General features: G+C 61.4%; 15 protein-coding genes. 2 read left to right on the top strand and 13 right to left on the bottom strand.

Going from position 1 to position 17131, the window contains the following annotated elements:
* Positions 1–4: 4 nt before the first annotated feature.
* The 10 genes from pgaA to F8N80_RS27810 all read right to left on the bottom strand — a co-directional run bounded on the left by pgaA (position 5) and on the right by F8N80_RS27810 (position 11295).
* Entirely contained in the window at positions 5–2485 is a 2481-nt protein-coding gene (gene pgaA, locus F8N80_RS27855) for a poly-beta-1,6 N-acetyl-D-glucosamine export porin PgaA (RefSeq protein WP_150785157.1), read from the bottom strand.
* Between the two features lie 260 nt (positions 2486–2745).
* Positions 2746–4251 (bottom strand): YdgA family protein, encoded by a 1506-nt coding sequence (locus F8N80_RS27850; protein ID WP_150746431.1) that lies wholly within the window; start codon positions 4249–4251, stop codon positions 2746–2748.
* A gap of 338 nt (positions 4252–4589) precedes the next feature.
* Positions 4590–5225 (bottom strand): NADH:ubiquinone oxidoreductase subunit N, encoded by a 636-nt coding sequence (locus F8N80_RS27845; RefSeq protein WP_150746430.1) that lies wholly within the window; start codon positions 5223–5225, stop codon positions 4590–4592.
* 83 nt (positions 5226–5308) lie between these two features.
* Positions 5309–6757 (bottom strand): efflux transporter outer membrane subunit, encoded by a 1449-nt coding sequence (locus tag F8N80_RS27840; protein ID WP_150785156.1) that lies wholly within the window; start codon positions 6755–6757, stop codon positions 5309–5311.
* Entirely contained in the window at positions 6754–7641 is an 888-nt protein-coding gene (locus tag F8N80_RS27835) for an efflux RND transporter periplasmic adaptor subunit (RefSeq protein ID WP_150785155.1), read from the bottom strand. Before F8N80_RS27835 ends, F8N80_RS27840 begins: the two co-directional genes overlap by 4 nt.
* Positions 7638–7847, bottom strand: coding sequence for a DUF1656 domain-containing protein (locus F8N80_RS27830; protein ID WP_150746427.1), 210 nt, complete (start codon positions 7845–7847; stop codon positions 7638–7640). Before F8N80_RS27830 ends, F8N80_RS27835 begins: the two co-directional genes overlap by 4 nt.
* Positions 7844–9916 (bottom strand): FUSC family protein, encoded by a 2073-nt coding sequence (locus F8N80_RS27825; RefSeq protein ID WP_150785154.1) that lies wholly within the window; start codon positions 9914–9916, stop codon positions 7844–7846. The genes F8N80_RS27830 and F8N80_RS27825 overlap by 4 nt, the downstream gene beginning before the upstream one ends.
* The gene (locus F8N80_RS27820; RefSeq protein ID WP_150785153.1) at positions 9913–10341 is read right to left on the bottom strand and encodes a MarR family winged helix-turn-helix transcriptional regulator; all 429 of its coding nucleotides are present in this window, start codon (positions 10339–10341) and stop codon (positions 9913–9915) included. Before F8N80_RS27820 ends, F8N80_RS27825 begins: the two co-directional genes overlap by 4 nt.
* A 128-nt stretch (positions 10342–10469) precedes the next feature.
* Positions 10470–10715, bottom strand: a complete 246-nt coding sequence (locus F8N80_RS27815; RefSeq protein ID WP_150746424.1) for a DUF2789 domain-containing protein — start codon at positions 10713–10715, stop codon at positions 10470–10472.
* A 118-nt stretch (positions 10716–10833) separates the two neighbouring features.
* Positions 10834–11295, bottom strand: a complete 462-nt coding sequence (locus F8N80_RS27810) for an aminoacyl-tRNA deacylase (protein ID WP_150746423.1) — start codon at positions 11293–11295, stop codon at positions 10834–10836.
* 197 nt (positions 11296–11492) lie between these two features.
* On the opposite strand from F8N80_RS27810, the gene F8N80_RS27805 reads away from it, so the two are divergent.
* Together F8N80_RS27805 and F8N80_RS27800 are read left to right on the top strand one after the other, a co-directional pair.
* Positions 11493–12023, top strand: a complete 531-nt coding sequence (locus F8N80_RS27805) for an NfeD family protein (RefSeq protein ID WP_150785159.1) — start codon at positions 11493–11495, stop codon at positions 12021–12023.
* Positions 12024–12025: 2 nt separating this feature from the next.
* Positions 12026–12784: a slipin family protein gene (locus tag F8N80_RS27800; protein ID WP_150746422.1), complete on the top strand. Its 759-nt coding sequence runs from the start codon at positions 12026–12028 to the stop codon at positions 12782–12784.
* A gap of 50 nt (positions 12785–12834) precedes the next feature.
* Here F8N80_RS27800 and F8N80_RS27795 read toward each other — a convergent pair whose 3' ends face one another.
* Genes F8N80_RS27795 through F8N80_RS27785 form a run of 3 tightly spaced genes read right to left on the bottom strand, consistent with a single transcriptional unit; the run spans position 12835 to position 17035 of the window.
* Entirely contained in the window at positions 12835–14409 is a 1575-nt protein-coding gene (locus F8N80_RS27795; protein ID WP_150785152.1) for an efflux transporter outer membrane subunit, read from the bottom strand.
* The gene (locus F8N80_RS27790; RefSeq protein ID WP_150785151.1) at positions 14406–15470 is read right to left on the bottom strand and encodes an HlyD family secretion protein; all 1065 of its coding nucleotides are present in this window, start codon (positions 15468–15470) and stop codon (positions 14406–14408) included. Before F8N80_RS27790 ends, F8N80_RS27795 begins: the two co-directional genes overlap by 4 nt.
* Positions 15471–15496: 26 nt before the next feature.
* Positions 15497–17035 carry an MFS transporter gene (locus F8N80_RS27785; protein ID WP_150785150.1) on the bottom strand — a complete coding sequence of 513 codons (1539 nt, stop codon included), beginning with the start codon at positions 17033–17035 and terminating at the stop codon, positions 15497–15499.
* Positions 17036–17131 lie beyond the last annotated feature (96 nt).

Raw genomic sequence — 17131 nt, 5'->3', positions numbered from 1 at the left:
CCCTCTAGAAGTGCAAAGTAAGGTCGACCAACAGGCGCAGATCGGTTTCCCGCTCTCCGTCAAATGGCCGGTTGATCGCGCTTAACATACCGCCAACCTCCACTACGTCGTTCCAGCTGTAACGCTGGCCATAGCCCAACAGGCCCATGGCTCCGGTGGAGTGACCTTGCTGGGTGTAAGAACCCGCGCCGGCCTGGAACTGCTGACTCCATCGGGTTTCATAGCGCTCGTAGAGCCTGTGATTGACGCTGATCATCGGCAGGACGCTGAGATCGGACTTGGGGTTGAAATACGGCACGTCGTCAGACAGGGAGTTGTGGCTGGCGGCGACTTCCAGTCCCAGATCGACTTGCACCTTCGAGGTGCTGTAGATGCCTTCGCGCCCGGTGAGCAAGCCTTCGACACGATCGTTGCCGTCGCTGAAGTGGGACGGGCTGACCGCGAATTTCCACTCGCGACTTTCATTGGCGCGCCAGCGTATGAAACCGCTGCCGCCATTGGCCGTGATGTCGCTGTTCAGGGCCCGCAACGGCGTCGCCGCCGCGAAGTACTCCAGGCTGGCGCCGTACTGCCAGTAATCGTTGATGTCATGGGCGAATGCCAGACGCGCGCCCTGTTTGGAACCGAAGCCATAGGAATGGTTGGAGACTTCCGCTTCCAGGGTCAAGTCGCGGGTCCGGCGTTCGAGCCCGACGCGCTGGAAGTTATGGTTACCGGTTCCTTCCTGGAAGTCGCCTTCGGCATAACCGGCACCGGCGAATACGCGCCAGTCTTCACCGATGGGCGGGCTGTACAGGGTGGTTTCGATGCCGAAATCACGACTGCCGTTGACCGCGCCGACGTTGTCGTCATCACCGCCATAAGTCTTGCCGCCGAACGCTTCCACACGCATTTCGAACATGTCATGCACCTCACGCTGACGTTTCAAGCGCTGCACCTGACTATTCTCGGGAAAACGCGCGACCACGTCGTCGGTCAGCGTATCCATCTGCCGCCATTCCTGCAGGTCCGTGGCGGTATGGGCCTGGGCGACTTCCAGGCCCAGGTCCCGCGGGTCCATGGCCTCGACTTCCTTGAGCTTGCTCTCGGCAAGCCGCGGCCAACCCCGCGCCAGGTACAGATCGGCCTGAGCCACACGCAGGCTGACGTTGCCCGGCGCCTGATCGACCAAGGTCTGCAGGCGCTCCTCGCCATGGGGCAGATCGTAACTGTAAGTCCCGGCCTGGGCAGCGAGTTGCTGCGCGTCCATCCATTCGTCGTTGGGGTTGCCTCCAGGCAGACCCTTGAGCTCGACGCGCGGTCTCTGGGTTTTGGCCAGATCCTCGGCGACTACGCGCGCCTCGTCGGCCTCGCCACTTTCGAGCAAGGCATAGTAAAGCGCGGAGGTGTCTATCGAACGGGTGGCAGGATCGGCATCCGGCTTGAGCAGGACCTCACGATACATATCGGAGGCGATTTCCGGTTCGCGCTGGTCCAGGTAGGACGCGGCGACCCAACGCTGGGCGTAGGTCGGCACTTCCACACCTTCGGCCTGCAGCTTGTGGTGTTCGCTGATGACCTCGGCGGTGCGCGAGCGGGCCTTGAGGGCACCCATGCGGTCGATGCGCCAGCGGATGACGTCATCGTGAGCTTGCGGATCCGCGGACCAGGTGGCAATCAATTTGTCGTAATCGGCCAAGGCCCGATCAGCGATCACATAGCGCTCCGCTTCGCTGCGGGTAGGCATTTCAGCCAGGCGCACACGTTCTGCGGCCAGGTCACCTTCGAGGTGACGTGTCGTGACCGGATCGATCAAGCCGGGTCGCTGACGGGCCAGGCGCAGGGCCGGCTCCGGCAGATGAGCACGTTGCATCGCACCCACGTACTCCTTGGCGACGTCTGGCTTGTTACCGGCACGGACAAACGCCTGATCGTATTCGAATAACGAGTCGTACTGTTTACCGGCACGGTTCAAGGCGTAGCCCAGGGCCATTCGGCGGGAGACGTCATCGGGTTGGGCCGCCACCAGTGCCCTGGCACGCGTCACCGCCTGATCGGGCTTGCTGGAGTCGGCCTGAGTCAGTGCCAGCCCCAGCTGCAATTCCTGGTTGTCCGGATCGATGGCCAGGGCCTTGTTGTAGACCCGGTTCGCATCGTCCCAGCGCTGCTGGTTGCGGTAAGCCCGCGCCGTGGCGGTCAAGGCCTCAACCGGCAGGTCCAGACTGCGCCCCTTGATTTCATAAACCCTGATCACTTCGGCGTCCAGGCCGGCCCAACTGGCGATCTGCAAGTGATCGCTGATCTGACTGGCGGTGGCCTGGCCCGCCGGCACCTGACGCAACTCAGTCAACGCGGGAGTGTAGTGGCCGGCTCGGGCATCGAGCACCATTTCGTCGTAAGGGGTATTGGCAAACGCTAACATCGGCCAGATCAACTGGCTGCACAACGCGACGCGAAACAGCGGTCGCATACCACGTTGAGCAAAAGGGGCAACAATACTCGGCATACGTCAGCATCCTTACATGGCCAGCCGGGCCGCAATGCCCTCTTTGCCCTTTCGTAACGGAAAGCTGGTCCAAGTGACCCAGCCAAACTTTATTGAGGGCAGTCTTGCATGCGAGCTCGCTGGGTAATTGGGAACACAATAATTGTTCAGATTCATGAAACTGCAGGCGCCGTCCATCGTCCCGTCTTAAATGCCAGACAGCAAAACGCCCGACGTCTGCTTGGAGCAGAGGCCGGGCGTTCGGTATGTAAGCCCCGGTTTTACTGGATGGTCCCAGTCCCCCCAAGTTTACTCATAACGAACCCGGCAAATTCTTCGACCGTCATTTTCTGGCCGTTGAACTCCACCTGATTGTTAGCGTAGTGCAGTTTCGTGACGATGCTACTGCCTTCAAGTTTTGCGAGCTGGGTACCGACCGCCATGCTGGCGAACATGTCGGCGGTGGCGGTGGCCTGGTCGGCAATGAGCTTGGCGTCGGTCTGGCCGTCGATTTGCCCCTGGACGCTAAGCAAATCAACGAGCATGGGCTTGGACACCTGCAGATTGAAGTCCAGCAGGGCGATCAGTTGCCGGGTCAGTTGATCCGGTGGCAAGTCCATGGACTTGGGCTTGGTCAGGTCAAGCACCAGATTGGCGCGGCTTTCACCGTTGGGGGTGTTGAACGACAGATTCTCCAGGGCGACTTGCGGGCCAGCGGCCAGCAATTTCTCCAGACCGGTCTTGACCTGGGCCTCTTCGGCCGGGGTCAGGATCAGTTCTGGCACGGGTTCACCGGCGGCAGCGGCCTCGGCGGCGGCTTTCTCGTACGGTTGCAGTTTGGTCTGGTAGATCTGCACCAGCGACAGGGTCGCCGGGATGTCGAGGTTCTTCAGGCTCATGGCCATCTGCGCAGAGCCGACAGTCTTGCCGTTGAAGGACACTTCGCCAACCTTGTAATCGGCACGCCCTGAAGCGCTGGTGCCCGATTCCTCGGTCTTGTTCTTCATCTCGAATTTCTTGAAACCCAGTATCGACTGCCTGGCGCCGAAGGTGGTTTTGCTGTCGGTCAGCTCAAGGGTGTTCTCGCCGGTGTAGTAGCCGTAGGTGCTTTTTTCCAGGTTGCTGGCCAACGTCAGGCCGTTCAGTTCAATCTTCACTGGCGTCTGGTCTTCAGCTACTGTGGTCAGCATCAGGCTGTCCATGTAGCCGTTGGCCTTGACCTTCTGCGCTTGGGCGCTGGCCGCGACGTCGAGGTTGAGGCCGGAAAACTTCAGGTTGGACTTGTCATCCAGTGCCACGTCCAGCGGCAGCATTTGCAGGGTGCCGTTGGTGGAGTGGTCGTAGCCGAGGTTGACCACGCCCGTGAGCGGGGATTTATCCTTGGCCGCGACGAACCATTTTTCGGTGGTCGGGGTTCTTTCCAGTTCGTAGTGACTGGTGGCCATGACCGGCAGCCACTTCAACGACATCAGACGCGAAAACGGCAGCGGACCGTGTTCGATATGATCGACGAATAACAGTTCTACCGGTGTTTCGCCGAACATCTCGCCTTCGCCCTTGAGGCGATAGTGCGCGGTGCTGCTGAATACATTGCGCTCCAGCGACACCAGTTCCAGGGACGCCGTGCCGTTGGAACCCACCAGCGCGGCCCGCAATTCCTTGTTGGCGTCGGCGATCGAGGTGTTGAGCACGCCTTCGAGCCTGGTACCGGTGTACCAGGCACCGCCGGCACTGATTGCACCGATGGCGACGACAATTCCCAGAAGCACGCCTGCTGATTTATTCATGAATGACCCAGTCAATGTCCGTTGTTGAAGGTGTGGTCGTCTTCCCTGAACCCTTGACGGGTTACGGCTCGACTCCGCTGAAAAGTGGAGTGCAGATTAGCATCAGGCGCACCGGGCGACCCAATGATTAAAGGTTAAAGAGTGTCTATGGACTGTGCGTGGGGGAGAGAGTTTCGGCGGTCATGAGATCGTCTTCGCGGGCAAGTCGGATCGCCGCACCGCTCGCTCCTACAGGATTTGTATCGTTCACGAATATCGCGCACGACGCTAACCCTGTAGGAGCGAGCGGTGCGGCGATCCGACTTGCCCGCGAAGGCGTCAGTCCTGCCAATACAGAATCAGGAATACTGAACCTCAATCTCATCCAACTGATGATCAAAGCTCTTGAGCCGCGCCGTCCAGGTATAAACCAACACCTCAAAATCCCGATTGATCACCGCCCCGCCCGTCACTTCCGCGCGCGGGTCGCAGAAGTCCAGTTGATAGCGCTCCCGGGCCATGGCGGTGGCGACATCGGCGAGTTCACGGGCGTTATTGAGCCAGTGCCGGCCGTCTTCGGCGATCTGCTTGTCCAGCTCCAGGCATTGTTTTTTCAGGGCTTCGAGGCTTTTTTCCAGCGGCGTGCCGGTGAGTTCGCCCATCACTTCCTGAAATGTGCGCCCCGGTTGCCAGTAACTGCCCCAGAAATACCGGTCAAACACCGTTTCGACACGACGCAAAGCCACCTTGGTGTCCCAGATCAGCACCAGGGTCTTGCCTCGTTCGCATTGTCTTTTCTTGATGCGCTGCCCCTGGAGCGTCGCCACAGCCACCACCACGATAGCCATCACGGCAATCAGCGCGGCGGCGCTGTCGAGGAAAATCAGTGCCGTGTCGATCTGATGGGCCAGCATGATGCCGTAGAAATAAGTGGCCGAGAGCAGCACCAACGCTGCAATAGCGCACCAAAAGCCGGGAGCATAAGGGTTTTTCATTATTGGTATCCCCATGACCAACGCGTGCCTGGATCGATGAGTTCAGCGAGCTGATCTCATCAAATCAAAGCATAGCAACGGCCTCAGGGTTTGCCGGGGTTCGAGGCTTGCGTTCGTCCGCTTTCCCAACCACCGCCCAGCGCCAGGAACAAATCGATCTGGCTCATCGCAACTTGTGTGTTGGCCCAGGCCAGTTGCGCCCGTACGTCGGTATACGTGCGCGTGGCTTGCAGGTCGGCCAGGAACGAGGCGCGACCGGCGGTGAAAAAACGGTGGGTCTGGTCTGCGGCCAGTTGCGCCGACTGCTCTGCATCCGCCAAGGCATCGCGCCGCTGCAGCAAGGCGGAGTACTGGGCCAGGCCGGTCTGGGTTTCGCGGATGGCGTTGAGCACCACGCCGTCGAAATGCGCCAGCGCGCCTTGGGTCGTCGCTTCGGCCTCACGGATTCGCGCCCGGGAGCCGTTGGAGGGAACGGTCCAGGTCAGCAATGGGCCGAAGCCCCAGCGATTGGTCGCCGGGTTGCCGAGGTTCTCCAGGATGCCGACGGTACCGACAGTCGCGCCGACGCTGATGTCCGGGTACAACTCGCCGGTGGCGATACCGATTCCGGCCGTCGCGGCCGCCAGTCGGCGCTCGGCCTGCCGCACGTCGGGACGGCGCTTGAGCAAGGTTGCACCGTCACCGACCGGCAACAATTGGGCGATTTTCGGCAGTTCGGCGCAGTGGCTGGTGCCGGCCGGCAATTGATCGACCGGTTTAGCCAGCAGCATCGACAAGCGGAACAGCCCAGCCTGGCGCGCCGCTTCATAGCGAGGCATGTCGGCGCGCAACGACTTGAATTGGGTTTGCGAGCGGGTGACCTGGGTTTCATCGCCACGCCCGGCGTCACGCAAACGCTGGATCAGCGTGGTGCCCTGGGCTTGGAGGTCGAGGGAATGTTGGGCGATTTCCCGCTCTTCGTTGGCCGCGCAGACCTGGGTATAGGCCCGGACGACGTCGGCCACCAGGGTGATCCGGGCCGTATCCGCAGCCGCCTGAGTCGCATCGGCATTCGCCTTGGCCGCTTCGATCCCGCGCTGCAACGTACCGAACAGGTCGAACTGATACGAGGTGGTAATGCCGATGTCGCCGACATTGGCCACCGGCACTTTCTCCGGCAGCAAGAACGCTTCGCCGGACTCCTGCAAACGCTGGGCGCCGATCTTCACGCCGCCACTCCAGCCGCCCGCTGCCTGCGCTTCGTCGACCTGTGCACGGGCCCGGGACAGATTCGCCGCCGCTACCCGCAAGTCGGTATTGGACGCCATGGCTTGCTGCACCAATTGGTCCAGACGGGGATCCTGGTACAAACGCCACCAATCGCCGGGCACCGGCGCGGAGGCGACACTCGTGCCGTTCACTGCCAAATCAGCCTGCAGGTCTTCACGGTGGACGGCGGCTTCCTCCGGCAAATGATAGTTTGGCCCAACCACCTGACAGGCCGAGAGCAAAAGCCCTAATCCGGCGACCGCCAAACCCGTGGCCTTGCTCATCGCGCGGGCTCCCGGGTCTGATCGTCCATGATCGACACCGTGGCCGTGCGTCCGGCAATCATGCGGAAGTCCGCCGGCACCTCGTCGAAGGCGATCCGCACCGGAATCCGCTGGGCCAGCCGCACCCAACTGAACGCCGGGTTGACGTTGGGCAACAGATTGCTGCCGCTGCTGCGATCGCGGTCTTCGATGCCGGCGACGATACTTTCCACGTGCCCGCGCAGGCGTGCACGGTCACCGACCACTCGAATGTCGACGCTCTGGCCGACATGAATGCCCTCCAGCTTGGTCTCTTCAAAATAGCCATCGATGTGAAAGGAATGGCTGTCCACCACCGACAACACCGGGCGTCCGGCGGTGACGAATTCCTGATTGCGCGGCGCACGGTCATTGACGTAGCCATCCACCGGGCTGCGGATGGTCGAGCGGTCGAGGTTGAGCTGGGCACTGTCCACGGCGACCTGGGCCTCCATCAGCGCCACCTCGGCCCGGGCCACCCGGGACTGGCTTTCTTCCAGTTGCTCGCCCGGCACCAGATTGCCCAGGCCGCGGTTGCGTCTGGCTTCCCGTTGCGCCTGAGCCAGGGTCTCCTTGCGGTCGGCAACCGCCGCCTTCGCCTGGCGCAGAGCCAGTTTGAAACGGTCCTGATCGATGCTGAACAGCACCTGGCCACGTTTCACCCACTGGTTGTCGCGTACGTCCACCTGCTGGATCAGACCGGAGACGTCCGGGGCGATCTGCACGATGTCGGCACGAATGTGCCCGTCCCGGGTCCAGGGCGCGAACATGTAATACATCACCATGCGCCAGACCACGACAACGGCGAAGGTCACGATCAGCAGGGTCAGAACCACGCGACCGAGGGTCAAAAACGGTTTTTTCATGTCATCAGGTATCGACTGAGTGAGTCCACGGCGCCGAGCAGCAAAGCGTAGAGAGCCACGTTGAACAATGCCCGGTGCCAGACCAGACGGTAAAAGTGCAGGCGCGTGAGCAACCCGTGCACCAACAGGTACAACACGTACGTAATACCCATCAGCACCAGCAGCGTCGGCAGGAACACTCCGCTGATATCCAGATCACCGATCATAAAGGCGCTCCATCGATGCCATGGGGCAGCGGTTCTTCGAGTTCGGCTGTGCCGACGAACTCCACACCCGGCAGCAACGCCAGGCGCAGCCCGCTCAGGGCATGCAGCAGGTGCAGACGCGCGCCGACATCGCAATCGCGATTCAGGGCGCGACGCGCGCGGTCCATGGTCATCAGCAACGGACTCGGCGCCGGCAGACGTTCGCCAGCCTTCAGGCACGCCTTGAAGTACTCGCCGACTTCGGCCACCACCTGGTGCAGCAGCGCCTGCGGCACGCCGAACACGCGCGGCGTGTAGGCGAGCAAATCGAGCAGGTTCAGTGCCACGCGCACTTCGCGCAGCGCGATACCGGTGTCCTGGCCGGTCATGGCCAGTCGCGGCAGATGCTGCATCAGTCGGTCGAGGATCTGCACGCCCAACTGCCGGTGTTCGGCCAACGAGGCCGGCTCGGTGAGGCGGACAATGTCGCGCCAACTGAAACGGGTCAGGCGCTTGGCCGCCAATTCCGCACCGAACGGTCGCGCGATCAGGGTCCAGACAAAGGCGAACAGCAAACCCATGGGACCGGCCAGATTGGAATTGGCGAAGCTGAGGAAGTCCGCGTCGTAGGCACCCTGGATGCTGATGAAAGACGAGGTGTTGACGAGCGTCAGCAGCATGCCCAGGTAGAACTGCGGCTTGACCGTCAGGGTGCCGATGCAGATGAAGGGTACGGCAAACGCCAGCACCAGCATCGGGAAGTCATGCAGGTTAGGCAGGATCAAGAACAGGTAGAGGCTGGCGAACAGCACCGACATCGCCGTCCAGAAAAAGAACCGGTAAATCTGTGGTGCCGGATCGTCCATCGAGGCAAAGAAGCTGCACGCCACCGCCGCCAGAATCACCGCGGCGCCACCGTCAGTCCAGCCGAGCAGAATCCACAGCACCGAGGCAACGATGATCGCGGTGACCGTGGACGCCGCCGAATACAGCATCAGCCCACGGTCGAGAAACGGCGACAACCGCCCGAGCCGCCAGTGCCGATACACCGCGCGCCAACTGTCCTGGCTTTCGCACTGGATGGCGTATTGCAGGCTGCGGCAGTCCTGCCACAAATCGATCCACTCACCGAGGCGGTACAGGGCATTGGAAAACAGCAGCTGCTTGCGCTCGTCCAAGGCTTCAGTGGAGGGTTGCAGGGCTTCGAGCTGGTTTTTCAGTGCCTGCCAACGGCCGAGATCGGCATCTTTGTAGTCGAGCCATTCGGCGGTTGCAGTCAGCAGCGGCGAGAATCTGGCCAGCAGCTCGGGCGTGCGTCGCTCAAGGGCATAGAGCGCGTCGTCGAGCGCGTCGATCACCGGCAACAGGTGAATCATGCGCCCGCGCAGTTCCTTGGTGTTGCGCACGGTTTGCGGCCGCGCGCCCTCATGGGGCAGCTGGCCGATCATCAATTCCAGTGTGTTGAATGTCGCGACCATCGATGAGCGCAGGGCGCTGACCTCGTCCGGCTGCACGTTGCGGCTGAGGAATCGCCGACTGTAGGTCGAAGCATCGGTAAACCATTTGCTCACCGAATCGTTGAACACCGGCGCCAGCCGCCTTGGCCAGAACATTGCACCCACCACCGCCGCAACGGCGATGCCGAGGAAGATTTCTTCAGTGCGCGCTTGCGCCACGTCCCACACCGCCAGCGGGTTATCCACCACCGGCAAGGCAATCAGCGGCAAGGTGTAGCCGGCGAGCATCAGGGCGTAACTGTTGGCGGTGCGCAGGTGCAGGGACAAGAACAGCAAGGTTCCGGTCCACAGCGCAATGACCACCACCAATACATAGGGGCTCTGGACGAACATCGGCACGAAAAAAACCGCGGCGGCGGCGCCGAGCAGGGTGCCGACAGCGCGATACAGCGCCTTGGAACTGGTGGGGCCGACAAATGGACTGGAAACGATATAAACCGTGGCCATCGCCCAATAGGGACGGGGCATTTGCATGAGCAAGGCGATGTACAACGCGATCATCGATGCCGCGAACGTGCGTACACCGTAGAACCAGTCCCGCGCCGGAGGCATGCCGGTAAAAAAACCGTTCAAGGATTGGCCACCGGTGAGTGATTGGCCAATTCAAAAGCTTTGAGCACCCGCAACGCCGCTTCCAGATCACTCTGCTCGATGCCTTCGAGCACTTCGTGACGCAAGCGCACCAATTCGGTTTCGACCGCCTGTACCACCTCCCGACCGGTCGCGGTCAGGCTCAGGCATTTGGCGCGCCGGTCATGGGCATCTTCGGTACGACAGACGTAGCCGGCATGACACAGTTGATCCAGCAGACGCACCAGCGACGGACTCTCCATCCCCGCCGCCTGCGCCACCGTGACCTGCCGAACGCCTTCGCCCAATCGCCCGATCATCAACAACGGGACGGCGCAGGCTTCGGAGATTCCACAGTTGACCAGCGTGGCCTGGCAGATCTTGCGCCAATGCCTGGCGGCCACCACCATGGAACTGCTGATGTTCATCTGGAGCACGTCGAGATTTTTCGGCACGAAGGACAACACACACTGTTAGTTTGCTAACTATCAATATGACATTTGTCGGGAAAGCTGGTCAAGTTTTGTAACAAATTTCATACGGGCAGGACGTGTTTTTACACCCCCCGCCCCTTCCTCAGCAGCACATCCAACTGATCCACCACTTCCGCCCAATCGGCATCATCCAGAATATCGTCCCGCAGAAACTCCGCCTGGCTCTTGGTCCAGAAAAATGCATCGGCCAAGTGCAATTCGGGTTTGAGCGGTGAGTGGGTGGCGATGAATTTATCGATGCTTTCGGCGTCATCGGGGAGGCCGAGTTGCTTGAATAGCGATGGCAAGCTGTGGGTTGGAGATTCCATGTCGGGGCTCCTGGGTGACTGAAATATTATTCGCGAGCAGCCTCGCTCCCACAGGAAATGCGAAAGTCCTGTGGCAGCGAGCCTGCTCGCGAAGGCGCCATAACTGACACCGCCGTACTCAATGACTCAGCTCGCACACCTCTGCATGCGGCACCATTTTCAGATATTCCGGCACGCTCATGTGTACCAGGCTGTTGTGGTTACCGGCTTCAAGGTAGATGTCTTTCTGCCGGGTCAGCATTGGGTCGATGAGCATGTCCATTCCATAGGACTCACCCAAGGCAGGCACGGCACCGCGTTCGCAGTCGTCGAACAGGTGCGGCAGGGTGCTTTCCCGGGTGATCTGCCATTCGTTGCCGCCACGGACTTTACTCAGGTCCAGGTGACGACTCGCCGGAAGCACAGCCATCAAAAAATGCCCGTGCTGGTCGTCGAGGATCACCGACTTGGCCACCCGTTCGGCAGGGATACCCGCGAGCCGCGCGGTTTCAAGGCTGCTGGCCGAGTGCGGATGAGAAACAATGTCATATTCGCAGTGCGCCTTGTCCAGGCTGTTCTGCACGGTTTTTGCCATACGCATGATGCACCTCGGTGTCCGCAACAGTGTCAGGCGGACTATGGTTAAAGCTTTTCTCTCCATTGAAAGTCTAGGCCCGCTGGGGGAATCCGGCGGGAAATCTGCCCGTCGGACGCAGTCGACAACTGATCAAAATTCGTACAATTCATAGCTCAGCTAGACTGTATAAAGAACCATCGATGACTCTCCCGGAGGGTCAAGTGAACATTCGTTGCTGTGCGGTTGCGCTGTCGTTGGCCTTGAGCGGATCGGTCTTCGCCGCGGACACGGTTGTCCTGCTGATGCCCAACCCCATCGGGATCTGGCTGATCACCTTTGGCATCGCGTTTCTGATCGCCGAGGCGGCCTTGCCCAATTACGGCGTAATCGGTTTGGGCGGCATTGTGATGTTCGTGATCGGCGCGGTGATTCTGACCAACACCGAGGTGCCTGTTCCATTGATGATCGGTCTGGGACTGATCAGTGCGTTGCTGTTGATCTTCCTGCTGATCCACGCCCTGAAAACCCGACCGCGCGAAAACGTCAGTGGCGACGCCGGACTGGTTGGCAGCGTGACCCCGGTGATGTCGCTGGCCGGCAATGCCTATAACGGTTGGGTGCATCTGCAAGGGGAAAAGTGGCAAGTACTCAGCACCACACCGCTGCAACCCGGGCAAAAGGTCCGGGTGGTGGCACGCAAGGGACTACTGCTGGAAGTGGCCGCGGCTGACGCGGCGCCGGGTGGAGAATAGCCATGGGCTTGCAACTGGGTTTTGCCGCGCTGCTGTTACTGTTGATTGCACTGGCGGGGTCGACCTTTCGTATCCTGCGCGAATACGAGCGCGGAGTGGTGTTCCAGCTCGGGCGCTTCTGGCAGGTCAAGGGCCCCGGCCTGATCCTGCTGATTCCAGTGGTCCAGCAGATGGTTCGCGTCGACTTGCGTACCGTGGTCCTCGACGTGCCGCCGCAAGACGTCATCACTCGCGACAACGTCTCGGTCAAGGTCAATGCGGTGCTGTATTTCCGCGTGCTCGATCCGCAGAAGGCGATCATCCAGGTTGAAGACTTCCTCATGGCGACCAGCCAACTGGCTCAGACCACGTTACGAGCGGTGCTCGGTAAACACGAACTGGATGAGCTGCTGGCCGAACGCGAGCGCTTGAACGTCGATATCCAGCAAGTGCTCGATGCCCAGACCGACGCCTGGGGCATCAAGGTTGCCAACGTCGAGATCAAGCACGTGGACCTCAATGAATCGATGGTTCGCGCGATTGCCAAACAGGCCGAAGCCGAGCGGGAACGTCGGGCCAAAGTGATCCATGCCGAAGGCGAACTGCAGGCTTCGGAAAAATTGATGCAGGCCGCCGAAATGCTGGGCCGCCAGCCGGGTGCCATGCAGCTGCGGTATATGCAGACGCTGAGTTCGATTGCCGGGGACAAGACCTCGACCATCGTCTTCCCGCTGCCGATCGAATTGCTCAAGGGGATGGCGGACTTGTCGTCGAAGGAGTGAGGTGAAGCAGTTCCAGCGTCGGTCGTTATTTCGGTTCACGCCGACGAACCTTAACGCTGCGCCGTCTCCACCGCCGGATACACCGACTCCCATCCCCCGCCCAACGCCTTGTACAACCCGACCATCGCCAGCGAAACCCCGGTCGAGCTTTCGACCCACTGTTGTTGAGTCGCCAGCAACTCGCCTTGCACGGTCAGGACGTTGACGAAATCCACCACCCCTTCCACATATTGCTGTTGCGCAGTGCGCAAGGCGATCCGGTTCTGCCGTACGGCTTCGGCAAGGCGGTCCCGGCGCAGCTGGCTGGCGTTGTAGGCGGACAGCTGATCATCGATCTCATGCCAGGCGCGCAGTACGGTTTGCTGATAGGCCAGTGCCGCTTCCTGCTGTTGTGCTTCACGCAGATGCAGCATGCCGCGCAAGCGTCCGCCATCGAACAGCGGCAGGCTGAACTGCGGACCGATACCGAATGAGCGCGAGCCCCAGGAACCAAAATCGCTCAGTTGCATGGCTTGGGAGCCGACACTGCCCGAGAGGGTGATCCGCGGATAGAAATCGCCCTTGGCCACGCCGATACTGGCGGTAGCGGCATGCAGGCGGGCTTCGGCCTGGCGGATGTCCGGGCGGCGTTCGGCCAGTTGCGACGGCAGCCCGATGGCAACCTGGCGCGGGGTTTGCGGCACCGCAGCGTCTGTGGATAACTCGGCATGCAACGCCTGCGGCGGCTCGCCCATCAGCAGACTCAGGGCGTTGATCAGTTGCGACTGACGCTGCTCCAGTGCCGGCAGGCGCGATTCGATGGCGGCGACCTGCGCGGCGGCTTCGGCGACATCCAGATCGGTGGCGACCCCGCCGGCCAGGCGCAGCTGCGAGAGTTTCAGGCTATGGCGAGCGACGTCGAGGTTCTGCTCGGTGACGACGCGGGTACTTTGCACGCCGCGTAGCTGAATGTAGTCCTGGGCGGTTTCGGCGAGTACTGATATCAGCACGCCGCGGCGGTCGTTTTCCGCGACGTCCAGAGTGGCGTCGGCGGCCTCGGTTTCGCGGCGTACCCGACCCCAGAAATCCAGCTCCCAGGACGCGGAGAAGCCGGCGTCCCACACGTTGAACGCCGAGTCGCCGTTGTTGCCCGACGGATCATTCAAGCCTTCGCCGCTGTTGCGTCTGCGCCCGTAGCTGCCCGTGGCGGCGGTATTTGGATAGCGCTCGGCGGTGATCACCTGACGTGCCGCGCGGCTTTGTTGCAAGCGACTGCTGGCGAGTTTCAGGTCGAGGTTGTCGGTCAGGGCGCTCTGGGTCAGGCCCGAGAGTTTCGGGTCGTCGAACACCTGCCACCAGCGTTCGTCCATGGTGTCGGTGATGGCTTGACTGGCGGCGGCTGTTGACGGTTTCGACCACTCGGCGATTTGTTGCGCCTGGGGTTTCTGGAAATCCGGGCCGACGGTGCAGGCTGAAAGGCTCATCACGAGCAAGGCGCAAAAAGTTAGTTGAGGCAGCCGACCTCTTCGCGAGCAAGCTAGCTCCCACATTTTATCTGTGGCGCCCACTCTATCCGGTACGACGCAGCCCCCTGTGGGAGCGAGCTTGCTCGCGAAGGCGTCAGAACAGTCGACAAAAATCTTCATCGCTGCGCAACCTCACGCTCGCCAGCGCTTGCCGTATCGATCCTCGCCTCCACCGACATCCCCACCCGCAACCGCTCAGCCAGCGGTTGCCCAGACTCCAGAACAATCTTCACCGGAATCCGCTGCACAACCTTGGTGAAATTACCGGTGGCATTGTCCGGCTTGATTGAGGCAAAGGTCACGCCGGTAGCCGGGGCGATGCTCTCGACACGTCCGCGCAAGGCTTCGCCGCCTAGGCTGTCGACGCTTACCTGCACCTTCTGTCCCGGCTGCACGTCGGTCAATTGGGTTTCCTGGAAATTGGCGATCACATAAGCCTGGGCGAGCGGTACCACCGCCAGAATCTTGCTCCCGGGCGTGACGTACGCACCGACGCGCGCTGCACGCTCGCCGACCATGCCGTCCTGAGGCGCAACGATGCGCGTATAGGACAACTCATAACTGGCCATTTCCAGCGCCGCTTGCGCCCGTTTCAATCCACCGTCGGCCGCGTCGCGCTGAGCGGCAAGGATCTCCACTTGCTTGCGTTCCGCGGCCAGTACCGCCGTGGCGTTGGCCAACCGCGCGCTGGCCTGATCGATGCGCGTGCGTGCTTGCTGAGCATTCTGCACCGTACCGGCACCGACCCCGGCGAGGTGGTTGTAGCGGTTCAATTCATGCTCGGCGAAGGCCATCTCGGCTTTGGCGGAAACGACGGTGGCCTGGGCCTGGGCGATCACCGAAGTCTGACGCTCGAGGGTCGCCCGCGCATTTTGCAGTTGTGCCCTCGCCACCAGTGTCTCGGCGTCGGCGGCCTGAGCGGCGGCGCGCAGATCGCGGTCATCGATGACCGCCAGCAGCTGCCCGGCCTTGACCTGCTGGTTGTCTTCCACCAGCACATCCTTGATAAACCCGGCCACGCGCGGCGCCACCAGAGTGAAGTCCGCCGAGACAAAGGCGTCATTGGTGCTCTGGTGCGTACGCTGGGCGAAAATCCCCGGCACCAGCAGATAAACCAGCACACCGACCGCCACCACCGCGACGGCACCTATGGCCACTTTTTGCTTTGCTTGAGTCGTCATAACAACCTTCTGTTCCAGTGGAGCATTCAAGTCGGCGCGCGCGGTGGATAGATCCGCGTCGGCAGCCAGAAAATCAGCAGGATCAGCACCAGGGCGACGCCGCTCATGCACAGATAAAGATCCGAAGCCGTCAGCACCACGGCCTGTTCATGCAATCGATGGGCAAGGCCCGCGCTGTCGCTGTCGGCCAAGGGCGAGTTACCGAGGCTGTCCACCAACATGGTTGAATGAAAGTGCAGCCTCGAGGTGGTCAGCGCTTCGATCACACCGGTGGCGATCACCGCCGACAGGCCTTTCACGGTGTTGAACCAGGCCGAGGCAAACGGCCCTTCCAGGGGGCTGATGCTGCCGGTGGAGAGCATCAGCAACGGCAACACTGCCATGGGCTGACCGAAGATCTGCAGCAGTTGCAGCGCATAGAAATCGTCGCGAATCCATACCGACGTCAGCTGCGAACCCCCGATGCACGACAGCACCAGCATGCAGAGACCCATGCCCAGCACCCAGCGACAATCGACCCAGCGCAGGTTGCACAGCGCTGCCACCAAAGGCAGTGCGATCAGCTGCGGCAGTGCCGCCAGCAGCATGATCGGCGCGGTCTGCACCGGGCGATAACCCTGGACCTGAGCCAGGTAGCTCGACGGAATGATGATCACCGCCAACAGCACCACCAGCACCCCGGCCAGGGTCAGCAAGGCGAACGACAGATTGCGGACACCGAGCATCTGTATCTTGAAAAACGGCATCGGCTGCGACCATTCGTTGATCAGGAACAGCACCAGCAACAACAGCCCGCCCCCGAGCAATCCGCAGATCAGGCTCGACTCGAACCAGTCCAGCCGGTTGCCCTGCAGGATGCCGATCACCAGCATGCAGATCGCCGGGAAACCCAGCAGCAAACCGCGCCAGTTGAAGTGTTTGAAACGCTCCAGGCGCAGCGGATCCCGGGGCAAGCCGTAGGCCACCGCGACCATGGCAATCAGGCACGGTGCGATGATTTGCCAGAAGGTCCATTGCCAGCCGACATACTCGGTCCATAACCCGGCCAACGGAGTGCCGAGGCCGGGACCGAAGGTGGCCGTCAGGGCGTAACCGGCCAGACCGTATAGCTTCACGTTAGCCGGCAAAAAACGCAGCGCGACGGTCATCAGCATCGGCGGCAACGCGCCACCGGCCAGGCCTTGCAGAGTGCGCATGACCAGCAGGCTTTCGTAGTTCGGGGCGAACGGGCACAACACGCCCAACAGGGTGAACGCACTGATCGCGCAGAGGGTGAACCGCCGCAACGAAAACGTCACCGCACACCAGGGTGCGAACGCCATGGCGGCTACCGAGGTCGCGGCGTAGCTGGCGACCAGCCAGGTACCTTCGTCGTAGCCGACCGCCAGCGCGCCGCGAATGTCGGCCAGGGCAACTTTGGTCACCATCTCGTTCAGGCCCGACACCAGCACCGCCAGCAACACGCCCAGCAGGCCGATGATGATTCGCGGGCCGAACACCGGTGGCGCGACGACGGCGGCCGGGCTGGCCTCGGCGAGCGGTGCCGTGACCGTGAGGGAAGTCATGTACTGCAGCTCCGGGATTGAATGCCGGGGCATTTTATGAAGCGTGGCAGCTGTCGAAAATCAACTTATTGGCAAGTTATAAGTGCGTTCCATGCA

Origin of the sequence: Pseudomonas fluorescens, from assembly GCF_902497995.1 — a bacterium.
Classification (GTDB): Bacteria; Pseudomonadota; Gammaproteobacteria; order Pseudomonadales; family Pseudomonadaceae; genus Aquipseudomonas; species Aquipseudomonas fluorescens_BK.
The sequence above is the reverse complement of the archived record's forward strand: the minus strand, read 5'-3'. Positions and strand labels throughout refer to the sequence as shown.

Bases quoted from the DNA above. Each gene is read 5' to 3' on its own strand.
- pgaA (WP_150785157.1), bottom strand. From the start codon at position 2,485: ATGCCGAGTATTGTTGCCCCTTTTGCTCAACGTGGTATGCGACCGCTG.
- F8N80_RS27800 (WP_150746422.1), top strand. From the start codon at position 12,026: ATGGGCTTGCAACTGGGTTTTGCCGCGCTGCTGTTACTGTTGATTGCA.
- F8N80_RS27790 (WP_150785151.1), bottom strand. From the start codon at position 15,470: ATGACGACTCAAGCAAAGCAAAAAGTGGCCATAGGTGCCGTCGCGGTG.
- F8N80_RS27820 (WP_150785153.1), bottom strand. From the start codon at position 10,341: ATGAACATCAGCAGTTCCATGGTGGTGGCCGCCAGGCATTGGCGCAAG.
- F8N80_RS27835 (WP_150785155.1), bottom strand. From the start codon at position 7,641: ATGAAAAAACCGTTTTTGACCCTCGGTCGCGTGGTTCTGACCCTGCTG.
- F8N80_RS27845 (WP_150746430.1), bottom strand. From the start codon at position 5,225: ATGAAAAACCCTTATGCTCCCGGCTTTTGGTGCGCTATTGCAGCGTTG.
- F8N80_RS27830 (WP_150746427.1), bottom strand. From the start codon at position 7,847: ATGATCGGTGATCTGGATATCAGCGGAGTGTTCCTGCCGACGCTGCTG.
- F8N80_RS27795 (WP_150785152.1), bottom strand. From the start codon at position 14,409: ATGAAGATTTTTGTCGACTGTTCTGACGCCTTCGCGAGCAAGCTCGCT.
- F8N80_RS27840 (WP_150785156.1), bottom strand. From the start codon at position 6,757: ATGAGCAAGGCCACGGGTTTGGCGGTCGCCGGATTAGGGCTTTTGCTC.
- F8N80_RS27850 (WP_150746431.1), bottom strand. From the start codon at position 4,251: ATGAATAAATCAGCAGGCGTGCTTCTGGGAATTGTCGTCGCCATCGGT.
- F8N80_RS27810 (WP_150746423.1), bottom strand. From the start codon at position 11,295: ATGCGTATGGCAAAAACCGTGCAGAACAGCCTGGACAAGGCGCACTGC.
- F8N80_RS27815 (WP_150746424.1), bottom strand. From the start codon at position 10,715: ATGGAATCTCCAACCCACAGCTTGCCATCGCTATTCAAGCAACTCGGC.
- F8N80_RS27785 (WP_150785150.1), bottom strand. From the start codon at position 17,035: ATGACTTCCCTCACGGTCACGGCACCGCTCGCCGAGGCCAGCCCGGCC.